Source organism: Streptomyces rishiriensis, from assembly GCF_030815485.1.
GTDB lineage: Bacteria > Actinomycetota > Actinomycetes > Streptomycetales > Streptomycetaceae > Streptomyces > Streptomyces rishiriensis_A.
Window position 1 is genome coordinate 349,056 of record NZ_JAUSWV010000001.1, and the last position, 19,975, is coordinate 369,030.

Below are 19,975 nucleotides of genomic sequence, written 5' to 3' on the forward strand. Positions count from 1 at the left end.
TTCGGGCGTTCCGGCCGGTTCTGTGTCCGTTGCCGACACGGCGGAGACAGGCGGCGAGGGCGGCGTTTCGGACAAGAAGTCACCCGGCCGGGTCGGCACCGGCAGGGACTCCCCCGGCTGCGAGGGCGAAAAGGTCCGGTCGGCAGCCGGCTCGGAGAGGGGAGGACCGGTCTGGCTGGGCGGCGCGAGCGGTGCTGCACGCGTCCAGCCTTCTGCCCCCGACGAAGGGTACGGCGTCGTCATGTCTACGGTTCCCTGGTTCCGGAGGTCGGGCGCCGCACCGTCGGCACCCATGGTGTTGCGGTCAGTGCTCGATGCCATGGCCCGCCCACTTCAGTGCGGCCCGCCGGGTGATCGCTTCGGCCTCCGCGGCTGCCGCGGCTGAGATGGCGCCCGCACCAGGCTCCTTGTACCAGGGCCGCAACCGGATCAGGGCCGGTTTGACCCCCGTGGCCAGGAGCAGCGCGGTCCCCTTGGGCAGGGCGCGGATACGGTCCGGCGGCAGGATGGGGTCGAGGCGGTAGGAGACCGACCGGGAGGTGCCGTCTTTGCTGCGCGAGGTGCTGAGGGTGCTCACCTCGTGCTGGCCGACGAGTTTGGAGACTTTGTCGACGAAGTCCGCGTCGTCGAGACCGGCGCCGAGGAGCTTGATCGTCGCGGCGCTCCACAGGGCGTCCATTCCGGCCTCGCCCCATACGCGGCTGCCCTGCCGGTAACTCTGCAGGAGCGTCACGACGTTGATCCCGCGGGATCCCAGGTGGCTGTAGAGGTCGGGCAGGTCGGAGATACGGCAGACGTTGGCCGCTTCGTCGAGGACGGCGGTCATCGGCGGGTCGAGACGTCCGCCCATGCGTTCGGCAGCCATCACTCCCGCCCGCATCGTGCCGTCGGCCAGTCCGGCGATGACACCGGCGGCGGAGCCGCCGCCGTCCTTGGACAGCAGGTAGAGGGTGTCACGGGTGAGGACGTGGTCGTGCGGGCGGAACTCTGGAAGGTCCGGATCGGGGGTCACCCAGGCCAGGATCTCGGGGTCGAGGAGGCAGGACACGCACTGGCGGGCGGTCTCGTAGATGCCGTCCCGGGTCTCCACCGCGCCGCGGACCGTGCCTTGCAGCTGTTCGGCGAGCGCGTGCATTCCCTTGTCGCGCAGCAGGTCGATCGGGGTACGGTCGGCCGGGTCTGCGAGCCAGGCCAGCAGGTCGGTGATCTGCGCCCGGCCGCCGGACGCGGCGAGGAAGAGCGCGGTGAGGGTGTTCTGCGCCGCAGAGATCCAGAAGTCCTTCTTCGAGGAGTCGTCGTTGACGGAGGCGACGAAGTGGCCGGCCAGGCGGCGGGCGCCCTCGATGGTGACGCAGTCGGCCAGCATGTCCCACCACATCTCCCGGGGTGCGTGCGCGATGCCCTGCGGGTCGAAGGTCCACACTCTGCCCGTCTTGGCGCGTTCGGCCCGGGTGACGGAGTAGACGTCGGATTTGTTGGACGTCAGCAGAACCGCGCCGCGGGCCCGCAGCACACGCGGTATCGCGATGCCCGTGGATTTCCCGGCGCGCGGCGCCATGAGGTCGAGTTCGACGTCCTCGAACGAGGAGCGCAGTTCGGGCCCGCCGGGGGCCAGGTCACCGAGCAGGTTGCCCGTGTCGTCGCCGCTGAGTTCCTTGACCCCCTTGAGCGAGGGGCGCAGATCGCGGGCTCGAGCGGCGATCCCTTCGGGAGCCAGCGAGGCCAGCTCGCGCACGCCCGCCAGCCCCGTGCCTTTACGGGTGCGCCCGATGAGGCGGCTGAGCACCGGGACGGCGAGGACGGCGACGGCGGCGAACGCGGTCACGATGCCCGCGTAGACGGCCCATGGTGCGGCGTGCGGCCACAAGCGGCCGGGTCCCTGGCCCACCAGTCGCGTGAAGGTCGACAGGGCGAACGGCGGCGGGTTCCAGCCCGCCCCGGTCGCGACGGCCCCGAGCGTGCCGCCCAGCCACGTGATCCCGAACATGACGAGGGCGACGCCGGCGACGGCGACGATCGCCCAGGGGGCGAGTTCGTTGCCCGTCGGTCTGGGGCGGGCACTCATGTCGCCTGTCCCGGCGTGTGGCGGGTCGAGGCGGCCCTGTCTCCGGCCGCCCAGCGGCTGTTGGTGTTGTGCAGGTCGCGTTCGGTGTCGGTGATGGCAACTTTGATGGGGATGCCGGGACGGCCGCCGACCTTGATGAGGAAGCGGCCGCGCCCCGGTGGCTCGTCGTGCCCTCCGGTGACGGCCCAGCCGGGCGGGGAGGACCAGGAGGAGACCAGGTCGATCTCCCGTTCGGAGAGACCGACCACGCGGCCCAGTTCCTCCATCTCGGTGCGGGGAAGACCGGCGCAGATGACCATGCCTGCGCGTTCGACGAAGCCTCGGGCCTTGGCCCGGTCGGACTCGCTGCCCAGAGCTTCGGCGTCCTTCAGGGTGTGGGTGATCTTCGCGTCGCCGAGCCCGAGGGATCGGTTGAGGCGGGTCAGGGCGTCGATGCGGTCGACGATGCCGGAAGCGGCGCGCAGCGGTCGCCACAGTTCGTCGAGCACGGTGAAGTACCAGCGCCGCGGGGCGAGTCCGGCGTCGGCGAGGGCGTGTGCGGCCGCGACGGTGCCCAAACCGTCGGACCATGCCGCCAGCATGGCCGCGGCGGTCAGTTGGGTGTCGGACTCTCCGATGCGGGAGATGTCGATGCACACGGCGGGGGCAGCCGGGTCGATGCGGGTGGAGGTCGGCGAGGCGAAGGTGTCACCGAGCGGTCCGTCCAGGATGCCGAGCAAGGACCGGTGCAAGGGGTCGACCGCGGTGCGGTAGCGGGCGTCGTCGCCGCGGTCCAGGGTGACGGCACGGACCCGGTCCGGTCCTTCCTGGAGCACGGCGAGCAGGTCCGGCAGCAGGGGCGCCCTGCCCTCCGGTGTGCGTTCCCTCAAATGGTGCAGGGCGGCCGTGAGTACGGACTGCTCGTGGTCGTCCATCGGTCGGCTGCGGACCACGGAGATGAGGGCGGCGACCATGTTGAGGACCCGGCCGTGCGTCTCGGCGGCCAGGGCCTGCCCGGCGGAGCCGCCAAGGCGCACGGCGGCCGAGCCCATGGCGCCGGGGTCGAGGATGTTGATGCCGCCGACTCCGCGCCCGATGGAGATGACCTGTCCGCCCAGGGCACGCACGGTGTCGGCGTAGTCGGGTTTGAGGTCGCCGAGGACGAGGGGCACCACGCCCGTGGCGGCCAGGCCTATGAGCATGCGGTTGACGAGGGTGGACTTGCCCAGGCCCGGCATGCCGAGCATGAACAGTGAGGGGTTGGAGATGTAGCGGGCTCGGGTGAACCAGGAGATGGGGTCACCGCACACGGTGGCGCCCGTGCCGATGTGCTGTCCGAGAGGTACTCCCGTCATGGGGGAGCCCGAACCGGCGGCGAACGGCCACAGTCCGCACGCCTGGACGGTCGTGGCACGCCACATCGTCGGCGGATCGAGGTGGCCGATCTCTCCGCCGCCGGGGCCCGGCCAGCCGCGGGCCCCGGGCAAGGGCTGTCGGCCGCCGACCGGTCGCCCTGTGCTGCCTCCGGTGTTCTTCACAGCGCCTCCTGGAGTGCTTGCGGGATGAGGGTGTGCTCCCAGGGCAGGACACCCACGGGGAGCGCGCAGGTGAAGGCCGCGGCCTGCATGCGGTCGGCCGGGCGCAGCGAAAGGCGGGCGGCGGCCTGGAGGTTGCGTACGGTTCCGGCGGCGTCGGCCAGTTGTTCCTGGGAGTCGACCGTCACGGTGACCATGAGGGAGAACTCCACGAGTCCTGCGCCGGCTGCCTCCTCGGCGGCGGTCTGCTCGGCCGCGTGCATCTCGGAGGCGGCGCGCGCCTGGACCATGCCTTTGCCCGAGGTGGCCATGAACTGGGCCGCTCGCCGGTCGGCTTCCACGATCCGTGCGGAGGTGGCCGGGTCGATGGGCCGGTAGAGCAGGGCGACCCGCTTGCGGCGGGTGCCGGGGGATGCCTCCAGCAGGCCGCGCAGCACGTTGGACCGTACGGTGCCGCGAGGTGCGAGGGTGAGCAGCCAGGTGCGCGAGACGCCCGAGTCGTGCTGGTAGGAGCTGACGGTCTCGACTGCGGCGGCGGGTCCTGAGTCCTCCCAGACGACGCCGGTGCCGCCGTGCTGGGCTCGGGCGCTGAGGATGTCGCCGGCGACGGCGGGGTCGTAGGCGACGCGCACCGTTTCTGCGATCTGCTCGGCCGACAGCGGTGCGGCTGATCCTGCGCCTGCGCCCACGAGGCCGCCGAGGAGGCCGGGGATGCGGATGGCGAGTTCGGTGATGATCTCGCTCTGTTCGCGCCTCTGCCCCTGGGGTACGCCGTAGGTGAGAGCGATGTAGGTGTGCATCTCGGAGGAGGCGGAGGGATAGCGCTCGACGACCTCTCTCATCACGGCCTGGGCCGCGGTCGGCGCGTCTTCCCTGATCCTCGGCAGGACCTCGTTGGCCAGGCGGGTGCCGGAGTCGGGTGCTGTCTCGATGACGACGGAGGCGCCCCGCAGCTGGGGTTCTTGCGACAGCCGGGCCAGCCATTGTCCCCAGGCCGCGACCCATACGTCCGTCTGATCGGGGTCCACGAGCGACCCGCCGTCGGGTTCGCAGCCGAGCACGATGGTGTAGGTGTTGCGGCCCGGATGGTGCAGCACGCCGAAGGGGCGATCGTAGGCGTCGCGGCCCTCGCTCATGGTGATGCGGCTGAGGAGTCCGGGCGGGCTGAACCGGCCGCCGGGCCGCTGCGACAGCGGGCCGCTGACGTAGGTGTGAGCGCCCTTGGCGCGGCGCCGCAGCCAGCCGACTCGCAAGGCGAGCAGTTGGTAGAGGTTGCGGCCGTCCTGGGTGCGCACCATGAGCGGGGCGATGAGGAAGGCCAGGGGGAAGATGACGAACAGGGCCGCCACCAGGGAGATCAGGGACACGAACAGGGTGAGGACCAGGCCGGCGAACACACCGAACGTACCGATCAGCCCGAGAGGGCCGAGCCCGGGACGCCGGGGACGGCGCCAGTTCCCGTAGGTCGGATGCACGACCGCTTCTGTCGACATGAGCTTTCCTGAATGGGTGAGTGGCCGGCCTGCCGGGTGAGGCGGCCGGCGGATGACGATGGCCGGGGAACGGGTGGTTGCCGGAGGGCGGCCCCGGGCGCTGCGATCCGCCCGGGGCCGGCCCTGCGGTGTCATCGGTTGTGTCCGCGGTCCCCGTCGGCGCCGTCGACCGCTCCGGCGGCCACGTTTCCGACTGTCTGCACGACGGTCATCGCCGCCGCGGCGGCAGCACCGACGGGGCCTGCGGCGGCCGCCGCGCGTGTGGTGGCGGCGCCCGCCCCGCCACCACCGCCTTGGAGGGGCGCTGCTGCACCCGGGACGCCGGATGGAGCGCTCGCACCGCTCGGGCCCGAGGGGCCCGAAGCACCGGCGCCGCCGGATCGGCCGGGCATCGCCCCGCCGCCCCCGCCGCCGGACGGCATCGAGCCGCCGATGGATTTCGCACCCGAGGCGAGCGCACCGACCATGGCGCCGGTGGCGCCCTGTCCGCCGCTGCCGAGCGCGGCCGTGGCCGGCATGACGAGCTTGAGCAGGGCGGGCAGGGCGACCGCAGAGAGCAGCAGGACGCCGATGCCGGCGATCTTCTCGTGAACGCCGTTGTCACCCGTGTTGGAGATCATCGAGGCGCCGGCGAAGATGACGAGCCCCGCCGCGGGCTTGTACAGCAGCCAAGCGATCATCCAGCCGATGTGCTTGCGCCACCAGCCGCTGCCCCAGTTGGTCATGGAAGCCGCAGCGGCCAGGGGAAGGGTGCCGAGGAGAAGGATCATGACTCCGAGCCGGACGTACATCAAAATCGTCTGCACGATGGCCGCGATGAGCAGGAGAAATGCGAGGACCAGCAGCAGCACCGACGGGATGCCGTCGCCGCCGCTGCAGCCGATGGTGGTGAGCTGCTGCTGCGCGCCGGTGGCAAAGAGGTGGTCGGCGTAGCGGTCCGATAGGCTCGCCAGTGCGGTCACGACGGCCGTGGCGGCGCCGGCTACCAGGATCACCCGCAGCAGCCCCTTGAGAGCTGTGGTGCCCGCCTCACCCCGGCGTTCGAGCGCCATCCGCCCAGCGGCGAAGAGCAGCGACGCGACGGCGGCGTACACCACAATCCACTGGGTCTGCTGACTGACCTTCTGCGAGGTGCCGCCCGTGCCCAGAGTGGGCACGTTGGTGGTGAGATCGCCGAAGACCGTGATGGCGGCGGACAGAACCTTGTTGGCGATCACTTCCAGGATCGTTCCGACGGGATCTCCGAGGAAGTCGAAGAAGCCCTTGATGATGTCGCCGGGGCCGCTTCCTGTTTCGCAGGCCATCTCACACCTTCCAGAGAACGAAGCCGTCGGTGCTGCTCGCCGCCGACATCTCGGTGTGCAGGGAACCGTCGTTGCCCGGCATCACCTTCCAGTCACCGCCGCTCCACCGCAGGGAGACCGAGGTGGTGAAGTAGGGCCCCTCGGGACTCTTGATCAACACGCCCACCGTGGCGCGTGTGGTGGTGAACTGCGAGAGCAGGAAGCCGGCGTAGGTGCCGTTCCTGCTGGACTCGAGGCCTCCCTGTGACAGGGAGCCGCGCTGTGAGACGTAGAGGTCGCGTCCGAAGCCCGCGACGACCTGGTCCCGGGTGACGGCGCGCCAGTTCGCTGAGGTCATCTGGGCGGGGATGACGTGGGCCGCCATGACCGCCCCCATCCGGGTGCGGGCGAAGCACCACAGCACCGGCCCCGTCGTACGGGTCGGTCCCGACGACGCCGAGAGCGGTACGCGGGTACCGCCGACCGTCCCCCAGCGGACGTCCACCGGTGGCGCGTCGGAAGCGGCGCGGTCGTGGTCGTCGGTGTCGCATCCCTCCGGTCGGTGAGGGGTGTCCGTCGCGGAGCGGGTGAGGGGTCCGGACGCGACGGTGGTGGTCAGCTGCCCGGGTGTGTCCTCCCGGGTGGCGACGGCGACCAGCGACATCACGAAGGCAACAGCGAGGAAGGCGGCGGCGATCAGGCGCCCGCGCTGCCGCCAGAACGGCGCGGGCCGGTCCTCGCCTTCGTCGACCGAGGTGAACATGGCTTCGGCCTCTTCCTGTTCAGGCGAAGACGAACTGAACAAGGGGGCCGGCGGTGGCGACGAGGACACAGCCTCCCAGGACCATGCCCAGGCGGCTCATGTGCTCGGAACTTTCACCACGCTTCACCGAGATGGCCATCATCGCGCCGGTGACCAGGACACCGGCCACACCGGCCGCGGTTCCCGCCCAGGCCGCAATACCGAGAACGAGGTCGATTTTGTTGGCGAGCGCCGGCGGCGCATTGCGCTGAGGGTTGGGAACAGCGGCAGCGAGAAACGTGAGCATGGTGGCCTCCTGGTAAAAGGGCGAGAGCGAAGAGAGCGGTAAGGAAGGGGGACGGGTGAAGAAGGCGGGCTGCGGCAGGTTGTGTGCCGCGGGAGGCGGGCGTGTGCCGATCACAGCCCCAGGGGGCCGAGAAACTGAATGATGGGTCCGGCGGTCGCCGCGAGCACGCTGCCGGCGAACACGTAGAACAGGCCGCGCATGTGCGAGGCGCCCTCTCCGGGCTCGCCTCGGCGCAGCTGCAGTGCCATGACCGTTCCTGTGAAGATGACGCCGGCGACGCCGGCAGCGGACGCGCACCAGGCCAGAAGGCCAAGGAGGAAGTCGGCGTCGGCGCCGGGGTCGAAGGCGGCCGCGAGAACGTCATGGGCGGCGGTGGGGTTGCTCATTGTCCGTCTTTCGGAGTGGGTCGCACGGGCGGGAGGATCGCGGCAAGTTCCCTGACGGCTTTGGGGACCTTGGCGGCCGGCTCGCCCACCCGCCACTCGGGGATCCACGGTATGTGGAACGTGCGGGCGGCGGAGCGCAGTACACGAACGCGACGGGTCAGTTCGAGCGGCAGGCGGCCCGGCGCGTCGGCCACCAGCACGAGCGCCAGCAGGTCCACCCCCGAGGGGTGCCGGACCGTTCTCAGCGCGTCCAGGGCTTGGGAGGCGGCTCGCAGCCCTGTCGCGTTGGTGCGAGCCAGCAGAAGTACTCGGCCGGGCTGGCCCTGCGCGATGTCGGGCCAGTCCTGTCCGGCGTCCGTTCCGCCCAGCGCCGCCGCGAACGTGGTCGCGCCGGCGCCTCCGTGAGCGCTGACCCAGCTGGCATCGACGGCGGGCGGGGCGGGCGACGCGGTGTCGCCGCCCTGGTCGCGGTCGGCTCGCGGACGGGGTATCGCGGGGACCGTGACAGGTACTGGAGGTGAGGGCCTGACAGGCGCAGCAGCCGGGGCAGGGATCTGGTCCGGGGAGAGAGGCCCCTGGCGGAGCGCTTCGTCCAGCGAGGGATGCTGCGGGTACGGCGCCGCGGGAGCGCGGGACGAGGGCGGTTCCTGAGGGGCGGACACCGGCCCGCGAACCCATACGTCCGACGGGGACGTCGCGGCCGAGGCGCTCATCGTGGGCATCTCCTCTTCTCCGGGCTGTGGTTCAGGGCACGCGGGACACAGGATCGGCAGCGGTGATCCCGAGTGTCGTGAAGGCGAGCGGGGCGGCTGTACGGACGGCGGTTCTCTCCTCGCGGCGTGGCTCTCACCAGGTCGCTGCGGATGGTCCGCGTTCTCCTCGATCTGCGCGTCGCGCTCCCTACGACAGCCACCTACGGCCCATACCTGTTGCGCAGTTCACTCCCGACCGCAATTGATCTGGATTGAACTGCGTGGGCCCGGACGACGTTGCCGACCACGTACGCATCCGCGCGACACAGGTCCGTCACACGGAGCAGGGCTCGCACGGGGAGTCCGTCCGTGGACCACACGGCGGACCTCGTCCGAGAAGGACTCCAGGAGGGGATGAACCGGTGCGTAGAGGCGCTGGAGAAAGCGCGTCGACGCCAGAGGGTCAGGCCCGGCAGAGTCTGTCGCGGCTGACGCCCGGCGCGTTCGACCGCCTGAACGAGGACGGCGACGGCGGGAACGCCTTCCCCCTCGACCGGCCGGACTCGGCCGCGGCCCGGGGCCGCTTGCCGTGGGAACGGGACGGCAGCATGGAGTCCTTGGCCGGCCCGAAGCCGCATGGCAACGCGGTGCGCCTGGCTTCGGCGACCTGTGGGGCGCGGCCCGACGCCGTGCGCGAAGCCGCCTGCGTTTCCCGAGCACCGCGGCCGTTCTCCTGAGCCACCCGAGTCATGTCGCAGGAGGGCCGGGTCTCCGGCTCCGCCGCGTGCGCCTGCCTGTCCCGCAGACACTGAAGAACAGTGAGGTCTCCATGTTCCCGAAGCCGACCGGCCCCACGACGGACACCGGGAAGGACGACGCCCCGCCCCTGCCGCAGTGCAATGTCTTCATCTCGACCGACGGCAACGTGGCAGTCGACGGACAGCGCATCGAGGTGGCGGGCAGCTCCGCCCAGACTGCCGCCCTCGACCACCTGCATCAGCTCGCCATGGCCATGGAAATGCCCGTCGAGGCATCGGTACTCGACCAGCAACGACGCTCAGCCTTGCTGATCAGGGTCCGACCGGACGGCGCGAGCGAACTCATCGACGCCCCCTTGTCCCTGGACGATCCCGAAGCACCCGTCCAGGCACCCCCGGCCCAGCAACCCCCGGCCCAGACACCCGTACCCCAGACACCCCCAGCCCAGACACCCCTGCCCCAAGCACCCGTGCCCCAGGCGCCTCCGCCCCGGCCACCCCTGGCTCCGGCAGCCCCGGCGCAGGTGCCGCAGCCTCACATGCCGCCAGGTCTGACGCCTTCGGCCGGAGTCAGAACCCCGTACGACCGCCCCGCCGAAGCCGATCGCGCTTCGGATCCCGCTCCTTCCGCGACCAACCCGTACCTGTCTCCGCCGAAGAGGGACTACACCGACACCGACACCGCCATGCTGACGCCGGTCACGTCGGCGACCGGGCTCGACCTCCACGACGGTGGTACGGGTGAACACCGACACGGCGCTGAGCAGTGGTCCGCTCCGGTCACGGCCCCCAAGGTTCCGGTCGGCCAGTCCCGTCCGGGGCCGTCCGCTGCAAAAGCCCCCGACCCGACGCCGCGTGCGCCGGCCCTCCACGACACCCGGATGCGCGCCCAAGAGCGGGCACAGACGCCCATGCCCGCTCGGGAACCGGCCCACGCACCGGCATCGCCCCCGCACTCACCGCGCCCGTCGTCTCTCGCGGCACCCTCCGGAGAACCCCGACGAGCGGTGCCGCGTGGCCGGCCGGAAGCAGAATCCCAGGAACCTCACCACACGACCACGCTGCGCCGCGCAGACCTGCCGTCAGCCCGCATGCACGAAGCCGTTGCGCAACAGGTCGCGCCCACCGCACCGGAGCTCGTCCACGCGCCCGGCTCGCCCCCCGCTGGTCCTCACGCTCCCGTCGCCGTTCCCATCCCGCCGAGCCTGGCCGAAGGAGTGGCCCTGGTCTGCGAGGCCGTGACAACCGGCGACCTGGGCCTGGCCAGGAACCGGGCGTCCACGCTGGAGACGCAGGCAGCCCGCGAGTTCGGACCCGAGCACCTCTACGCTGTGGAAACCTGCGCTCTGTCCGCCTACGTGGCCCACCTGAGCGGGGACCACAGCGCGGCCACGGCGCTCTCGTTGCGCGCGGCCGAGCTGAGAAATCGACAGGGCGACCAGCGCGCCCAGGAGGACATCGAACGTGCCGCCGCCACCTGGGAGTTGCTGAACTCCCCCCGCACCGCCGTACCGCTCGGCAGGCAGCTGCTGCACCTGTGGAACTTGATCAGCTCTGACGACGGCACCGGGGGACGCAAGTCGGTCGAGCGACGCCTGTCCGCCTTCTCCCGCGTATCCGCTCCGGCCTTCGCCGCCGCCCTGGCCAGCGGCGAGACCGCGGACCCGTCACGCTCAGAGGAGGGAATCGCACACCACTGGTGAGAGGCGCCGATCGGGGCGACCGCTGCCCCACTCCGGCAGACACCCGGGCGGGCGCCAGGGCGCCAGGGCGCCAGGTTGCGAGGGAGACGCCGGACCGTCTGCCACGGCGTGACGGGGAGTGGACAACCCTCCTCTCGATTACGCTCGCCGTCGTCCCCACGGTCACGAGCCGCGTACTGGCCTCGACTCGAGCAGGTCCTCGAAGCGGCGGGCAAAGAGATAGGCGTCGCCGGGCCAGCGTGCCGACACGTAATTCTCGTCGCGCACGACGAACGCTGCCGAGTCATCGGCCATGGTCCCTCTCTTGGAGAAAATGACATTCCCTCGCCGGAACTGCTCGTCAGGTTTTTCGAGCGCAGCTCTGACTTCGTCCTCAACATAAAGCGGTGATGTCCGGTAGTATTTGCCGAGCCGCCACGATGTCAGAAAGTAGGCGGCTCGTTCCAGATATTTGGGAAGACATGTTGTGTTTCGGAGGGCCAGGACGCTTTTTTGAGTAGCAGGGTCTCTTGTACGCGCGAGGACCAGAACCCCGTGGCAGATCGCACCCACAGGCCGATTCAGCGACCAGAATTTCGAAACCTTCTCCTGCAGCAGTTCGGATTCGAGAAACTGTCGCATACCGGGCGCATGCCCACCGGGCAAGATAAGGCCATCAAATTCGCCGGGTTCGATTTCGTTCCATCCAAGCGTCGAGGCAAATCCTCCGGACCGCACCAAGCGCATATAAATGGATTTGGCATCCGGCTCGGCCCCCATCCGGCCGAACATCACACCTGTCAATAGACGCGGATCAGCTTCAGGTATCGTTCCTGCGGACTCAGTGGCAAAAATTACCTCATGCCCGGCATCCCTGAGGATGTGCCAGGGGACCGCAACTTCAGTCACATCGAAGTCATGGTCGGGAAGCGGTATGAGCACGCGCATGGACTGCTCCTCACAGCGGCTTAAAAATCCATCATGTCTCGCAAAGATAACCGGCCCGGACTGCTGGGTCCATTGGTTCAGCAACTGTTGCTCACGGACTCGCGTGGCCCTTGCCGGGAGTCAGTGGACGCCGACATCAATTGAGTCTCTTCAGATGTATCCGAGACGTCTTACGGAGTTCCAGGCCCAACCGTAAATGGACGGCCTCGGCCAGCGCGACGAACGTGTATTTCAGAAGGGGAGGGGCAGCGGTCGGCTATTACGGGAAATTCACCCGAGCGGGCCGCAGAGCAGCATCGGCACCGCACCCGGCCATAATTGCCTCGGCCCGGTAAACCTGTGCGGCCCGGTGAACCTGTGCGGCCGGCTCTCAGCGCCCTCACCGCAGTCGCCGGCCCAGGGCGCCGAGGATGTCTCCAGTGCCACTGCGCGGACTGAGTGGTCGCGACCGTCCGGGCTCCGACGGTGGTCTCGACGCTGGTGGCGTGCATACCGGCCCCAGGCCGAACGCACTGGTCCACCCTCGGGCGCAACAGCCTCAACTGGCCTGCGCCGTCGGTCACTTGCGGCCGGATCGGCGATCGTCACATCCGCCGCCGGACATGCAATCTCCCTGGTCACAGCCGCCTTCCACACGGTGGGACACCACATGGAGGGCGTGACTGGCGATGGCGTGCAACATCCATAAACTACTCATCAACGGGACGTAAACGATCTGCTGATTGCCTTGGCCGGGAAACGACCCCTGCCGAACTCGACGTGCGCGGTACGGGTTTCCGCCACAAGCCCCGCACGGCCCCTCGCCACGGGATGAGCCGGGTTCCGGCACGCCGACTGTCCGCACCAGAAATCCCAACACCATGAACACACCTGAGACTGCCCTCAAGAGCCCCGCAATCGGCTCCGACCTGCTGGACGCCATGATGGCCGAGCACGCCCCCGCTGTCATCGCCTACGCGGAGAAAATTCTCCGGGATCGACACCTGGCGGAGGACATCGCCCAGGAGGCATTCATCCGGGCGTGGCCGCACACGGAACGGCTCTGTTCCACCGCCGGCTCCATCCGCGGCTGGCTGCTGACCGTGACCCGCAACCTGATCATCGACCGATCACGCAGTTCCATGGCGCGTAAAGAAGTGGTCGGGGCGCAAGGGCAAGAGACGATGCTGCCAGATCACGCCGAATCCATCGCTACCTCGATAGAGATTCTCGCACTGCTGCACGGCCTCACCCATGAACACCGGGAGGTCGTCCTGCATCTCTATGTGTTCGAGCACAGTGTGCGGGAAACCGCCGCACTGATCGGCATACCCGTCGGCACCGTGAAATCTCGCCATCATTACGCGCTCAACGCCCTCAGATCAAGCTTCGCCAGAGAACAAGACCCATCAGTCTGAAGAAGGTACCCGACACGGTGACCCAAATCGGCGCTGGAACCGTTGGTTCTTATATGTACCGCATGGAATGGACCGAACTCGTGGAACTGCTGCTCCGTCGCCGTGTGGCCGCCTTCCAGGACAGCCACCTCACAAACACCGCGTCGATGCACGACTGGCGCCGGGCACGCGCCGCCGCAGAAGCCGCGGTCCAGCACGCGGTGCGGCACGGGGAACGCGTGGTCCTGGTCTCAGACGTGGTGCGACAGGCCGAGGAGCAGTTCACGCTGCGGCTGTCGAATCACATGGCCTCGCTCGTTCTCAAAGAACGGATCGCGTCGCACTGTGGTCTGACGACAGACGCCGTTGACCGCTGAACAACTCCCCCTCCGCCGCAGACCTGACGGCGGCCTGGCCCGAGGACGGGCCAGGCCGGGGAATTCATCGACACGAGACAGACCATGTGCCACGGACGCCCGATGTCACGATCCGCGCGTCAGACTCCTACGTCGACGTAGTGTTTTCCTTGGTCGTTCTCTACGATCAGGGATTTCACGTGGTCGATGGGTATGGCGGCGGAGCCGGAGAGGTTTTGGCTGTCGCCTTGTGTCGTGGGCTGGTGGTCTGCCACTACCCAGCTGCCGGCGATCTCGCGCTCGCCTGTGGTCGACAGGACGATCAGCCGGCATTTCTCGCCGGGCTGGAGTCCGGCGACCGTGGCGTCGACGCGGACCCATCCCGCGGCCGGTGTCAGGGTCGCTTTCATCGTGGCCCGGGTCGCCGGGTCCGTCGCGGAGCCTGTCCAGGTCGCGTCGCCGGGGTCTTCGGCGGACCTGGACGCGAGGGTGTCGGGGGAGGTGTGTGTCTGGCCTGCGAGGTATCCGCCGCTGAGCAGTACGCCGGCCAGGGCCGCGGCGACGAGGCCGGTCACGAGCGTCCTGCGGCGCTGGATGACCGTGTGTTCCTGACGTGCCTGGCGCAGGGTGCGCTGGAGCAGCAGATCGCCGTCCTCGGGCGGCCCGTCCAGGAAGAACTCAGGCGGTACCTCCCCGAGTTCGGCCTCGAGTGCCCTCAGATCGGCCAGCTCCACTTGGCATACCTCGCACGCCTCGATCTGTTCCTCAAGCCTGGCTCGCTCGTCGGCGTCGAGCAGGCCCAGCGCGTGGGCGCCGAGCAGTACGTCATGGGAGTGCTCCTGCGTGGTCACACTGCCACCTTCCGAAGCTGGACGTCGCTGCCGGGCTTGCCCACATACACCTTGCGCAGGGCTTTCAGAGCGTGATGGGCCCGGGACTTGACGGTACCCTCCGGGATGCCGAGCCGTACCGCGGCCTCGGCGGCACTGCGCCCGTGATAGTAGACCTCCATCAAGACGTTCCGCTGGTCGGGCTTGAGCTGGGCGAGAGCATCCATCAAGACGATCGACTCGACGACGTTGTCTGAGTGGTCCTGCTGCACCGGGACCGTCGTCTCGCTCTCCGCCACCTCCGTCGGACGGGCGGCCCTGGCACGGTAGCGGTCCGCGACGAGGTTGCGGGTCACCGTGATCAGCCACCCCCGCAACGACCCCTGCGGGTTGGACACGACCTCCGGATGGCGCCACGCACGGATCAGGGTCTCCTGGACCACGTCCTCCGCTATCAGCCGGTCACCCGTCAGACGCGTCGCGTACGCCAGCAGTGCCCGGCCGTGCTCCGCGTACAGAGCCCTGATGACCGCTTCGTGACTCGTGGCTTTTGTGGCACGCGGCCGCAGGATCGCCATTCACTGTCTCCCCATGTGTCCCCGCTGGTTCGACAGACACATCGAGCAACACACCCCCCAGGTTCACCCACCCCCCGTGACATGCACCACTCGACAACTCCTGCTTCCGAATGGCTGGTTGAGACCGGTCACGTTCTCACAGGGGGCCGGCCTGGAGCAGCCTTCGGAATGGCAAGCCGACGACTCGGGCGGCACCGCGGCCCCGCTCCGCCGGTGAAGGGCGGAGCCGGGCGACGGCCTCCCCGTCCAGGCGCGGGGGCCGGATGCCGAGAGGGCGCACCACCGTCCGCTGCCGAGGCCGAGCCGATGACTCGCCGCGGCAGACCCGGCATCCGCGTGTCACTACGGTGACCAGGCGACGGCGGTTCGATGCACACCAGAGCCGGCCGGAAAAGCGACGGCATGACCGAATCCCGATCAGCATGGCCCACCCGCTCCCGCCTCCGCGAAAAGGAGTGAACTCACTTTCCCCACTGCGCCGTATGTGTCCGTAGACGGCAGCCGATCTTGACGGAGCGCATGGTGAACAACACGTACCCCCTGCACGAGCCGCAGGCAGAGCGCGGGTTTCCTACGTCACGCCGACGCTTCCTCGCGGTCCTCGGGACCGTAACCGCCGGGCTGCCGCTGCTTGGGGCATGCGGGGCGGCCGCGGGCGGACCCGCGGCCTCGGCCCCCCGGGGCTCGATGGATGACGCAACGCCCAGAGTCCGGGTGTCACAGGAGCCCTTCCCGGGAGGGGTGGTGAAGCGGACCTCCTTCCCGATCACAGCGGTCGGCCTCACCTGGACCGGTTCACCGCGCGGGGTGCGGCTGCGGCTGATCGACCGCAGCGGCAGGCCTGGTGCCTGGCAGGACGTCACCGCCGGATGCCCTTGCGGGAAAGACACCGAGATCTTGGGCACGAAATCGACAACCCCGCCGAACCGAGCGCTCGTACCGGCTCACGGCAGCTACGGCTACCAGCTCGACGTCGACCCCGGGGTGAAGGTCGTCGAGGCGATCGCCATCGACGCGGGACGCCTCGGGAGAAAGCAGCGACCCACTCCGTCGGACACCCCGTCGAAAAGCGACCCGGCGAAGACCCCCGGCACCTCGGGCTCGGGCGCTCTCGCCTTCCCGCCGCCCGGCCTGATGCTTCGCGCGGATTGGGGTGCCGACGAGGCGAAGCGCCTGACCGCGGACGGGCGTGAGTCGTCGCCCACCCGCTTCACCCAGATACAGGCGATCACCGTCCATCACACCGCCACGCCCGTGGACGACCCCGACCCCGCCGCCACCGTACGAGCCATCTACGAACAGCACGCCACCTCGAACGACTGGGGCGACATCGGTTACAACTTTCTGATCGACCACCAGGGCACCGTCTACGAAGGCCGATACAGCGGCACGGATGGCATACCCGCACACAACGCGGACGACGAGGTCGTCACCGCATTCCACACCTTCGGTTTCAACCCCGGGAACATTGGCATCGCCCTGCTGGGGGACTTCAACAAGGAACAGCCGCCACCCCGGATGCGTGACGCCCTGGTCCGGCTGACGGCCTCCCTCGCCGCGCGGCACAAGCTGGATCCGCTTGCCGGCATCACCTACCTCAGTCCCACCAGCGGCAAGTCCACCGGCGGACCCGCCCTCGGCGGCCACCAGGACTGGACATCCACCGAATGTCCCGGCTCAGCCGAGTATCTGGACCTCCCGACCGTGCGTGAACGGGTGGCTCAGCTCACCCTGTGACCGCACCCTCGTCAGCGCGCTTGCGCACCCATGCCGTGCGGGGCGGACGAACCAACACCGACCCGGTCCTCTCCAGGATCCGCCGTCCGCCCCCAGACCGGCCGCGGCCGATCTCCCGGCTGACGGTGGAGGAGCTGCGGCCCGGTTCGGCGACGATCGCGCGGGGTCTCGCGATGGGTACCGACCACCGGCCGGATCATGTTCCCGGACAGCACCGCCCACCACGTCTCACATGTTGTTGGGCTGTGGAGGAAGGGCCAACCGTGCCTCGTCGGATGCCGTGTCCGGCTCCGGCAGATCGGCTGATCCACCGAGCCCGTGCAGCCTGGCACGGAGGCCCTCGATATCAGCGTGGTTGAGTTGTTCCAAGATGCAGAGCCCGTCGTTCCACACTGCGCGAGCCGCACGAGGGTCGCCCAGGCTCAGGTGCGTGTCCCCGAGGCGTTTGAGGATGTCGGCGGTCAGCCAGGGGAAGCCGCCCCGCCGGTAGAGACCGAGGGCGCTGCGGTAGGCGGTGACAGCCAGCTCGTATTGGCCGAGGTTGTGGTGGGCGCTGCCGATGCTGTCCCAGGTCTGCGCGGACCCGGTGACGCAGTCGAGCTCCTGGCACAGTACGAGGGCCTGTTGGCTGTGCTCGAGGGCCTGCTGATGCTGTCCGAGCAGTGCGTGGCACCATCCGACCGCGTTGAGCGCTGCGGCCAGTGCGCGTGAGCCACGGCTGTCGTCGGCATCCAGATCGTCGTGCATTCGGAGGAACGCGAGGAACCGCTGAGCGGCGGTGAGTGAGGCTTCGGGCTCGCCTTGCTGCTCAGCAGACCAGGCCAACGTGCGATAGCTCTCGGCGCAGGCATGTGTGTCGCCGGCCTCGACGGACAGTTCGATGGCATGACGGGCATGCGCCTCCGCCTCGTTGAAGCGTCCCAGACCTGCCGTGGCGGTAGCGAGACCGTTGTGGATGTGAGCTTGGGCAACCCGGTCGTCCAGCCGACGCGCTGCGGCCATGGCGGTGTGATGCACGGCCTCCATCTCCTTCGACAATCCCCGCCAGTGCAGTTGGTTGGCCATGGACCAGGCGAGTTGCCAGCAGTGGACGTCGTAGTGGTGGATGGCGGCCAGTTCCACGGCGGCGAGGAGCGCCGCCTGCTCTGCGGCGAACCATCGCGTGGCCTTCACGGTGTCGCCGCCGAAATCCTCGATGCACACCCCATCGACCGCGGGGCCCATCGGGATCAGTGCGCGTTCGGCGGTCAAGGCCAGTGCCGTGCGGGCGGTGTGCAGGTAGTGGTCGAGAAGGCGGTGACGTACGGTCCGCGCCTCGTCGGGTGAATCGAGGGTCTGGGTGAGTTCGGCCGCATAGGCGCGCAGCAGGTCATGGGCCGTGTAGCGGCCGGCGACAGGTTCGCCGAGGAGGTGGGTCTCGAGCAGTTCGGAGAGGAGCTTCCTGGCATGCGACACGGGGACGGCGACCAGGCTGGCGGCGGAAAGGAGAGTGACCTGGGGTCCCGGGTGCAGGGCGAGGAGACGGAACAGGCGAGCTGCCCCGGGGGTGAGAGCGTGGTACGACCAGGAGAAGACGGCACGGATGTCGGCTGCGGTGTCGGTGTCGTGGAAGGCGTCGAGACTCCTGGCGTGTTCCTGCAGTTCCGCTGCGACGACGGCAAGGGGGAAAGGAGTTCGGGTGGCCGCGCGGGCAGCGGTGACGGCCAGGGCCAGGGGAAGCCGGGCACAGCGGGTGACAATCTCGTCGACCGCGTTCGGTTCGGCAGCGATACGGTCATGGCCGAGGCGACTTGCGAGGAGGGCGCGGGCCTCGTGCTTGGTGAGGACATCGAGGTTGACGGGGTGGGCGCCGTTGAGGGCTATGAGTCCGGTGAGCCGGTTGCGGCTGGTGACGATGGCGAGGCAGCCAGATGTTCCGGGCAACAGGGGCCGTATCTGTGCGGCGTCGCGGGCATTGTCCAGCAGCACGAGTACCCGTCTGTCGGCGAGGAGAGTGCGGTACAGCGCGGCGAGCGCGTCCATGTCCCTCGGCAGGGCGCCCGGATCGGCGCCCAGCGATATCAGCAGAGTTCGCAGCGCGGCTTCCGGACCGACCGGCATACCGGCCGGGTCGTAACCGCGTAGGTTCAGATAGAGCTGGCCGCCGGGATAACGGTCGGCGATCCGGCGGGCCCAGTGAACTGCGAAGGCGGTCTTGCCCACGCCGGCCATTCCCGCGACGGCAATGACCGTCGCAGCCCCGTCCGAAGGGAGCCCGGCGATCTCGTCCAACTCCGCAGTCCTGCCGACGAACGTTCCGATACCGAGGGGGAGTTGCGCCGGAACGACTGTGGCGGCGGCGAATTGCGGGGCGGGAGCCCGAGGTGCCGCAGGGGCGGGCCTGGCCGCGGCGGCCGACGGAGTGAGGAGTGCGGGATCGGCACGCAGGACGTGCCGGTACGTAACTTGCAGACCAAGGCTGGGATCGACTCCGAGCTCGTCCGCGAGCAGCGTCTGCGCCTCCCGGTAGGTCTCAAGGGCTGCTGCCTGGCGACCTGACCGGTACAGGGCGAGCATCAGCAACTCCCGGAATCGCTCGTCCAGCGGATACTGGGACACCAGTCCGGTCAGTTCCGCGGCAGCCTTCTCAGGCAATCCGAGGTCCAGTTCGGCAGCGGCAAGAGAGGCCTGCGCGGACAGACGCAACTCACCGAGCCGTTGCCTCTGGGTTTGCGCGTACTCGCCGGCAACTCCGGCCAGCGCCGTCCCTCGCCACAGAGCCAGTGCCTCCCGCATAGCCTCGGCTGCATGCTCGGTGTCTCCCGCCCGTCGGGCTCCTTCGGCTCGGGAGACCAATTCGCGGAAGGCTGCGAGGTCCGACTGGCCGGGAGCTGTCAGGAGCTGGTAGCCGCTCCCCGTGTAGCGGATCACCGACGTTGCCGAGGCTCCGGCAGGCTCCAGCGCCTTGCGCAGCCGGTGAATGTACGTGCGCAACACACCCGCGGCCGACGCCGGCACCCTGACACCCCACACCGCGCTGACCAGTTCACACGAGGGCACCGGTGAACCGTCGGCCAGGAGCAGCGCCGCCACAACCAACCTCTGCTGCGGGGGACCGAGGTCGATCTCGTCCAGACCCCGCCACGCCCTGACGGGCCCTAGCAGCGCAAACCGCAACTCCTCGTTCAACGAGGCTTCCTCCCCAAATTTCCCTGCCCGCAAAGGGTAAGTGCTGGCTCTCAGGAGAAA

The 19,975-nt window shown here is 69.2% G+C and carries 16 protein-coding genes; 4 read left to right on the forward strand and 12 right to left on the reverse strand.

Annotated features, from left to right (window positions below):
• Positions 1-304 precede the first annotated feature (304 nt).
• From QF030_RS01725 to QF030_RS01760, 8 genes are all read right to left on the reverse strand, one after another.
• On the reverse strand, positions 305-2,065 hold the full coding sequence (locus QF030_RS01725; protein WP_307160837.1) for a type IV secretory system conjugative DNA transfer family protein: 1,761 nt from the start codon (positions 2,063-2,065) through the stop codon (positions 305-307).
• A complete protein-coding gene (locus tag QF030_RS01730) occupies positions 2,062-3,582 on the reverse strand; it encodes an ATP/GTP-binding protein (RefSeq protein WP_373428713.1) in 1,521 nt (506 codons plus the stop codon). Before QF030_RS01730 ends, QF030_RS01725 begins: the two co-directional genes overlap by 4 nt.
• Positions 3,579-5,072: an SCO6880 family protein gene (locus QF030_RS01735; RefSeq protein WP_307160838.1), complete on the reverse strand. Its 1,494-nt coding sequence runs from the start codon at positions 5,070-5,072 to the stop codon at positions 3,579-3,581. The genes QF030_RS01730 and QF030_RS01735 overlap by 4 nt, the downstream gene beginning before the upstream one ends.
• A 131-nt stretch (positions 5,073-5,203) precedes the next feature.
• Positions 5,204-6,376 carry a hypothetical protein gene (locus tag QF030_RS01740; RefSeq protein WP_307160839.1) on the reverse strand — a complete coding sequence of 391 codons (1,173 nt, stop codon included), beginning with the start codon at positions 6,374-6,376 and terminating at the stop codon, positions 5,204-5,206.
• Position 6,377: 1 nt separating this feature from the next.
• On the reverse strand, positions 6,378-7,118 hold the full coding sequence (locus QF030_RS01745) for a hypothetical protein (protein WP_307160840.1): 741 nt from the start codon (positions 7,116-7,118) through the stop codon (positions 6,378-6,380).
• 19 nt (positions 7,119-7,137) lie between these two features.
• Positions 7,138-7,404, reverse strand: a complete 267-nt coding sequence (locus QF030_RS01750; protein ID WP_307160841.1) for a hypothetical protein — start codon at positions 7,402-7,404, stop codon at positions 7,138-7,140.
• Positions 7,405-7,514: 110 nt separating this feature from the next.
• Positions 7,515-7,790, reverse strand: a complete 276-nt coding sequence (locus tag QF030_RS01755; RefSeq protein ID WP_307160842.1) for a hypothetical protein — start codon at positions 7,788-7,790, stop codon at positions 7,515-7,517.
• Complete coding sequence (locus QF030_RS01760) at positions 7,787-8,512, reverse strand: DUF6668 family protein (RefSeq protein WP_307160843.1); 726 nt, start codon at positions 8,510-8,512, stop codon at positions 7,787-7,789. Before QF030_RS01760 ends, QF030_RS01755 begins: the two co-directional genes overlap by 4 nt.
• Before the next feature lie 1,819 nt (positions 8,513-10,331).
• On the opposite strand from QF030_RS01760, the gene QF030_RS01765 reads away from it, so the two are divergent.
• Complete coding sequence (locus QF030_RS01765; protein ID WP_307160844.1) at positions 10,332-10,943, forward strand: hypothetical protein; 612 nt, start codon at positions 10,332-10,334, stop codon at positions 10,941-10,943.
• 162 nt (positions 10,944-11,105) lie between these two features.
• Here QF030_RS01765 and QF030_RS01770 read toward each other — a convergent pair whose 3' ends face one another.
• Positions 11,106-11,870 carry a type 1 glutamine amidotransferase domain-containing protein gene (locus QF030_RS01770; RefSeq protein WP_307160845.1) on the reverse strand — a complete coding sequence of 255 codons (765 nt, stop codon included), beginning with the start codon at positions 11,868-11,870 and terminating at the stop codon, positions 11,106-11,108.
• 860 nt (positions 11,871-12,730) lie between these two features.
• On the opposite strand from QF030_RS01770, the gene QF030_RS01775 reads away from it, so the two are divergent.
• Together QF030_RS01775 and QF030_RS01780 are read left to right on the forward strand one after the other, a co-directional pair.
• The gene (locus QF030_RS01775) at positions 12,731-13,267 is read left to right on the forward strand and encodes a sigma-70 family RNA polymerase sigma factor (RefSeq protein ID WP_307160846.1); all 537 of its coding nucleotides are present in this window, start codon (positions 12,731-12,733) and stop codon (positions 13,265-13,267) included.
• Between the two features lie 17 nt (positions 13,268-13,284).
• Positions 13,285-13,623: a hypothetical protein gene (locus QF030_RS01780; protein ID WP_307160847.1), complete on the forward strand. Its 339-nt coding sequence runs from the start codon at positions 13,285-13,287 to the stop codon at positions 13,621-13,623.
• Between the two features lie 119 nt (positions 13,624-13,742).
• On the opposite strand, the gene QF030_RS01785 is transcribed toward QF030_RS01780, so the two are convergent.
• Together QF030_RS01785 and QF030_RS01790 are read right to left on the reverse strand one after the other, a co-directional pair.
• On the reverse strand, positions 13,743-14,453 hold the full coding sequence (locus QF030_RS01785; RefSeq protein WP_307160848.1) for an anti-sigma factor family protein: 711 nt from the start codon (positions 14,451-14,453) through the stop codon (positions 13,743-13,745).
• Positions 14,450-15,010, reverse strand: coding sequence for a sigma-70 family RNA polymerase sigma factor (locus QF030_RS01790; RefSeq protein WP_307160849.1), 561 nt, complete (start codon positions 15,008-15,010; stop codon positions 14,450-14,452). The genes QF030_RS01785 and QF030_RS01790 overlap by 4 nt, the downstream gene beginning before the upstream one ends.
• A gap of 744 nt (positions 15,011-15,754) precedes the next feature.
• Here QF030_RS01790 and QF030_RS01795 point away from each other — a divergent pair.
• Positions 15,755-16,747 (forward strand): peptidoglycan recognition protein family protein, encoded by a 993-nt coding sequence (locus QF030_RS01795; RefSeq protein ID WP_307160850.1) that lies wholly within the window; start codon positions 15,755-15,757, stop codon positions 16,745-16,747.
• Positions 16,748-16,975: 228 nt separating this feature from the next.
• Here the strand turns inward: QF030_RS01795 and QF030_RS01800 are convergent, their stop codons facing one another.
• The gene (locus QF030_RS01800) at positions 16,976-19,915 is read right to left on the reverse strand and encodes an AfsR/SARP family transcriptional regulator (protein ID WP_307160851.1); all 2,940 of its coding nucleotides are present in this window, start codon (positions 19,913-19,915) and stop codon (positions 16,976-16,978) included.
• Between the last annotated feature and the right edge of the window lie 60 nt (positions 19,916-19,975).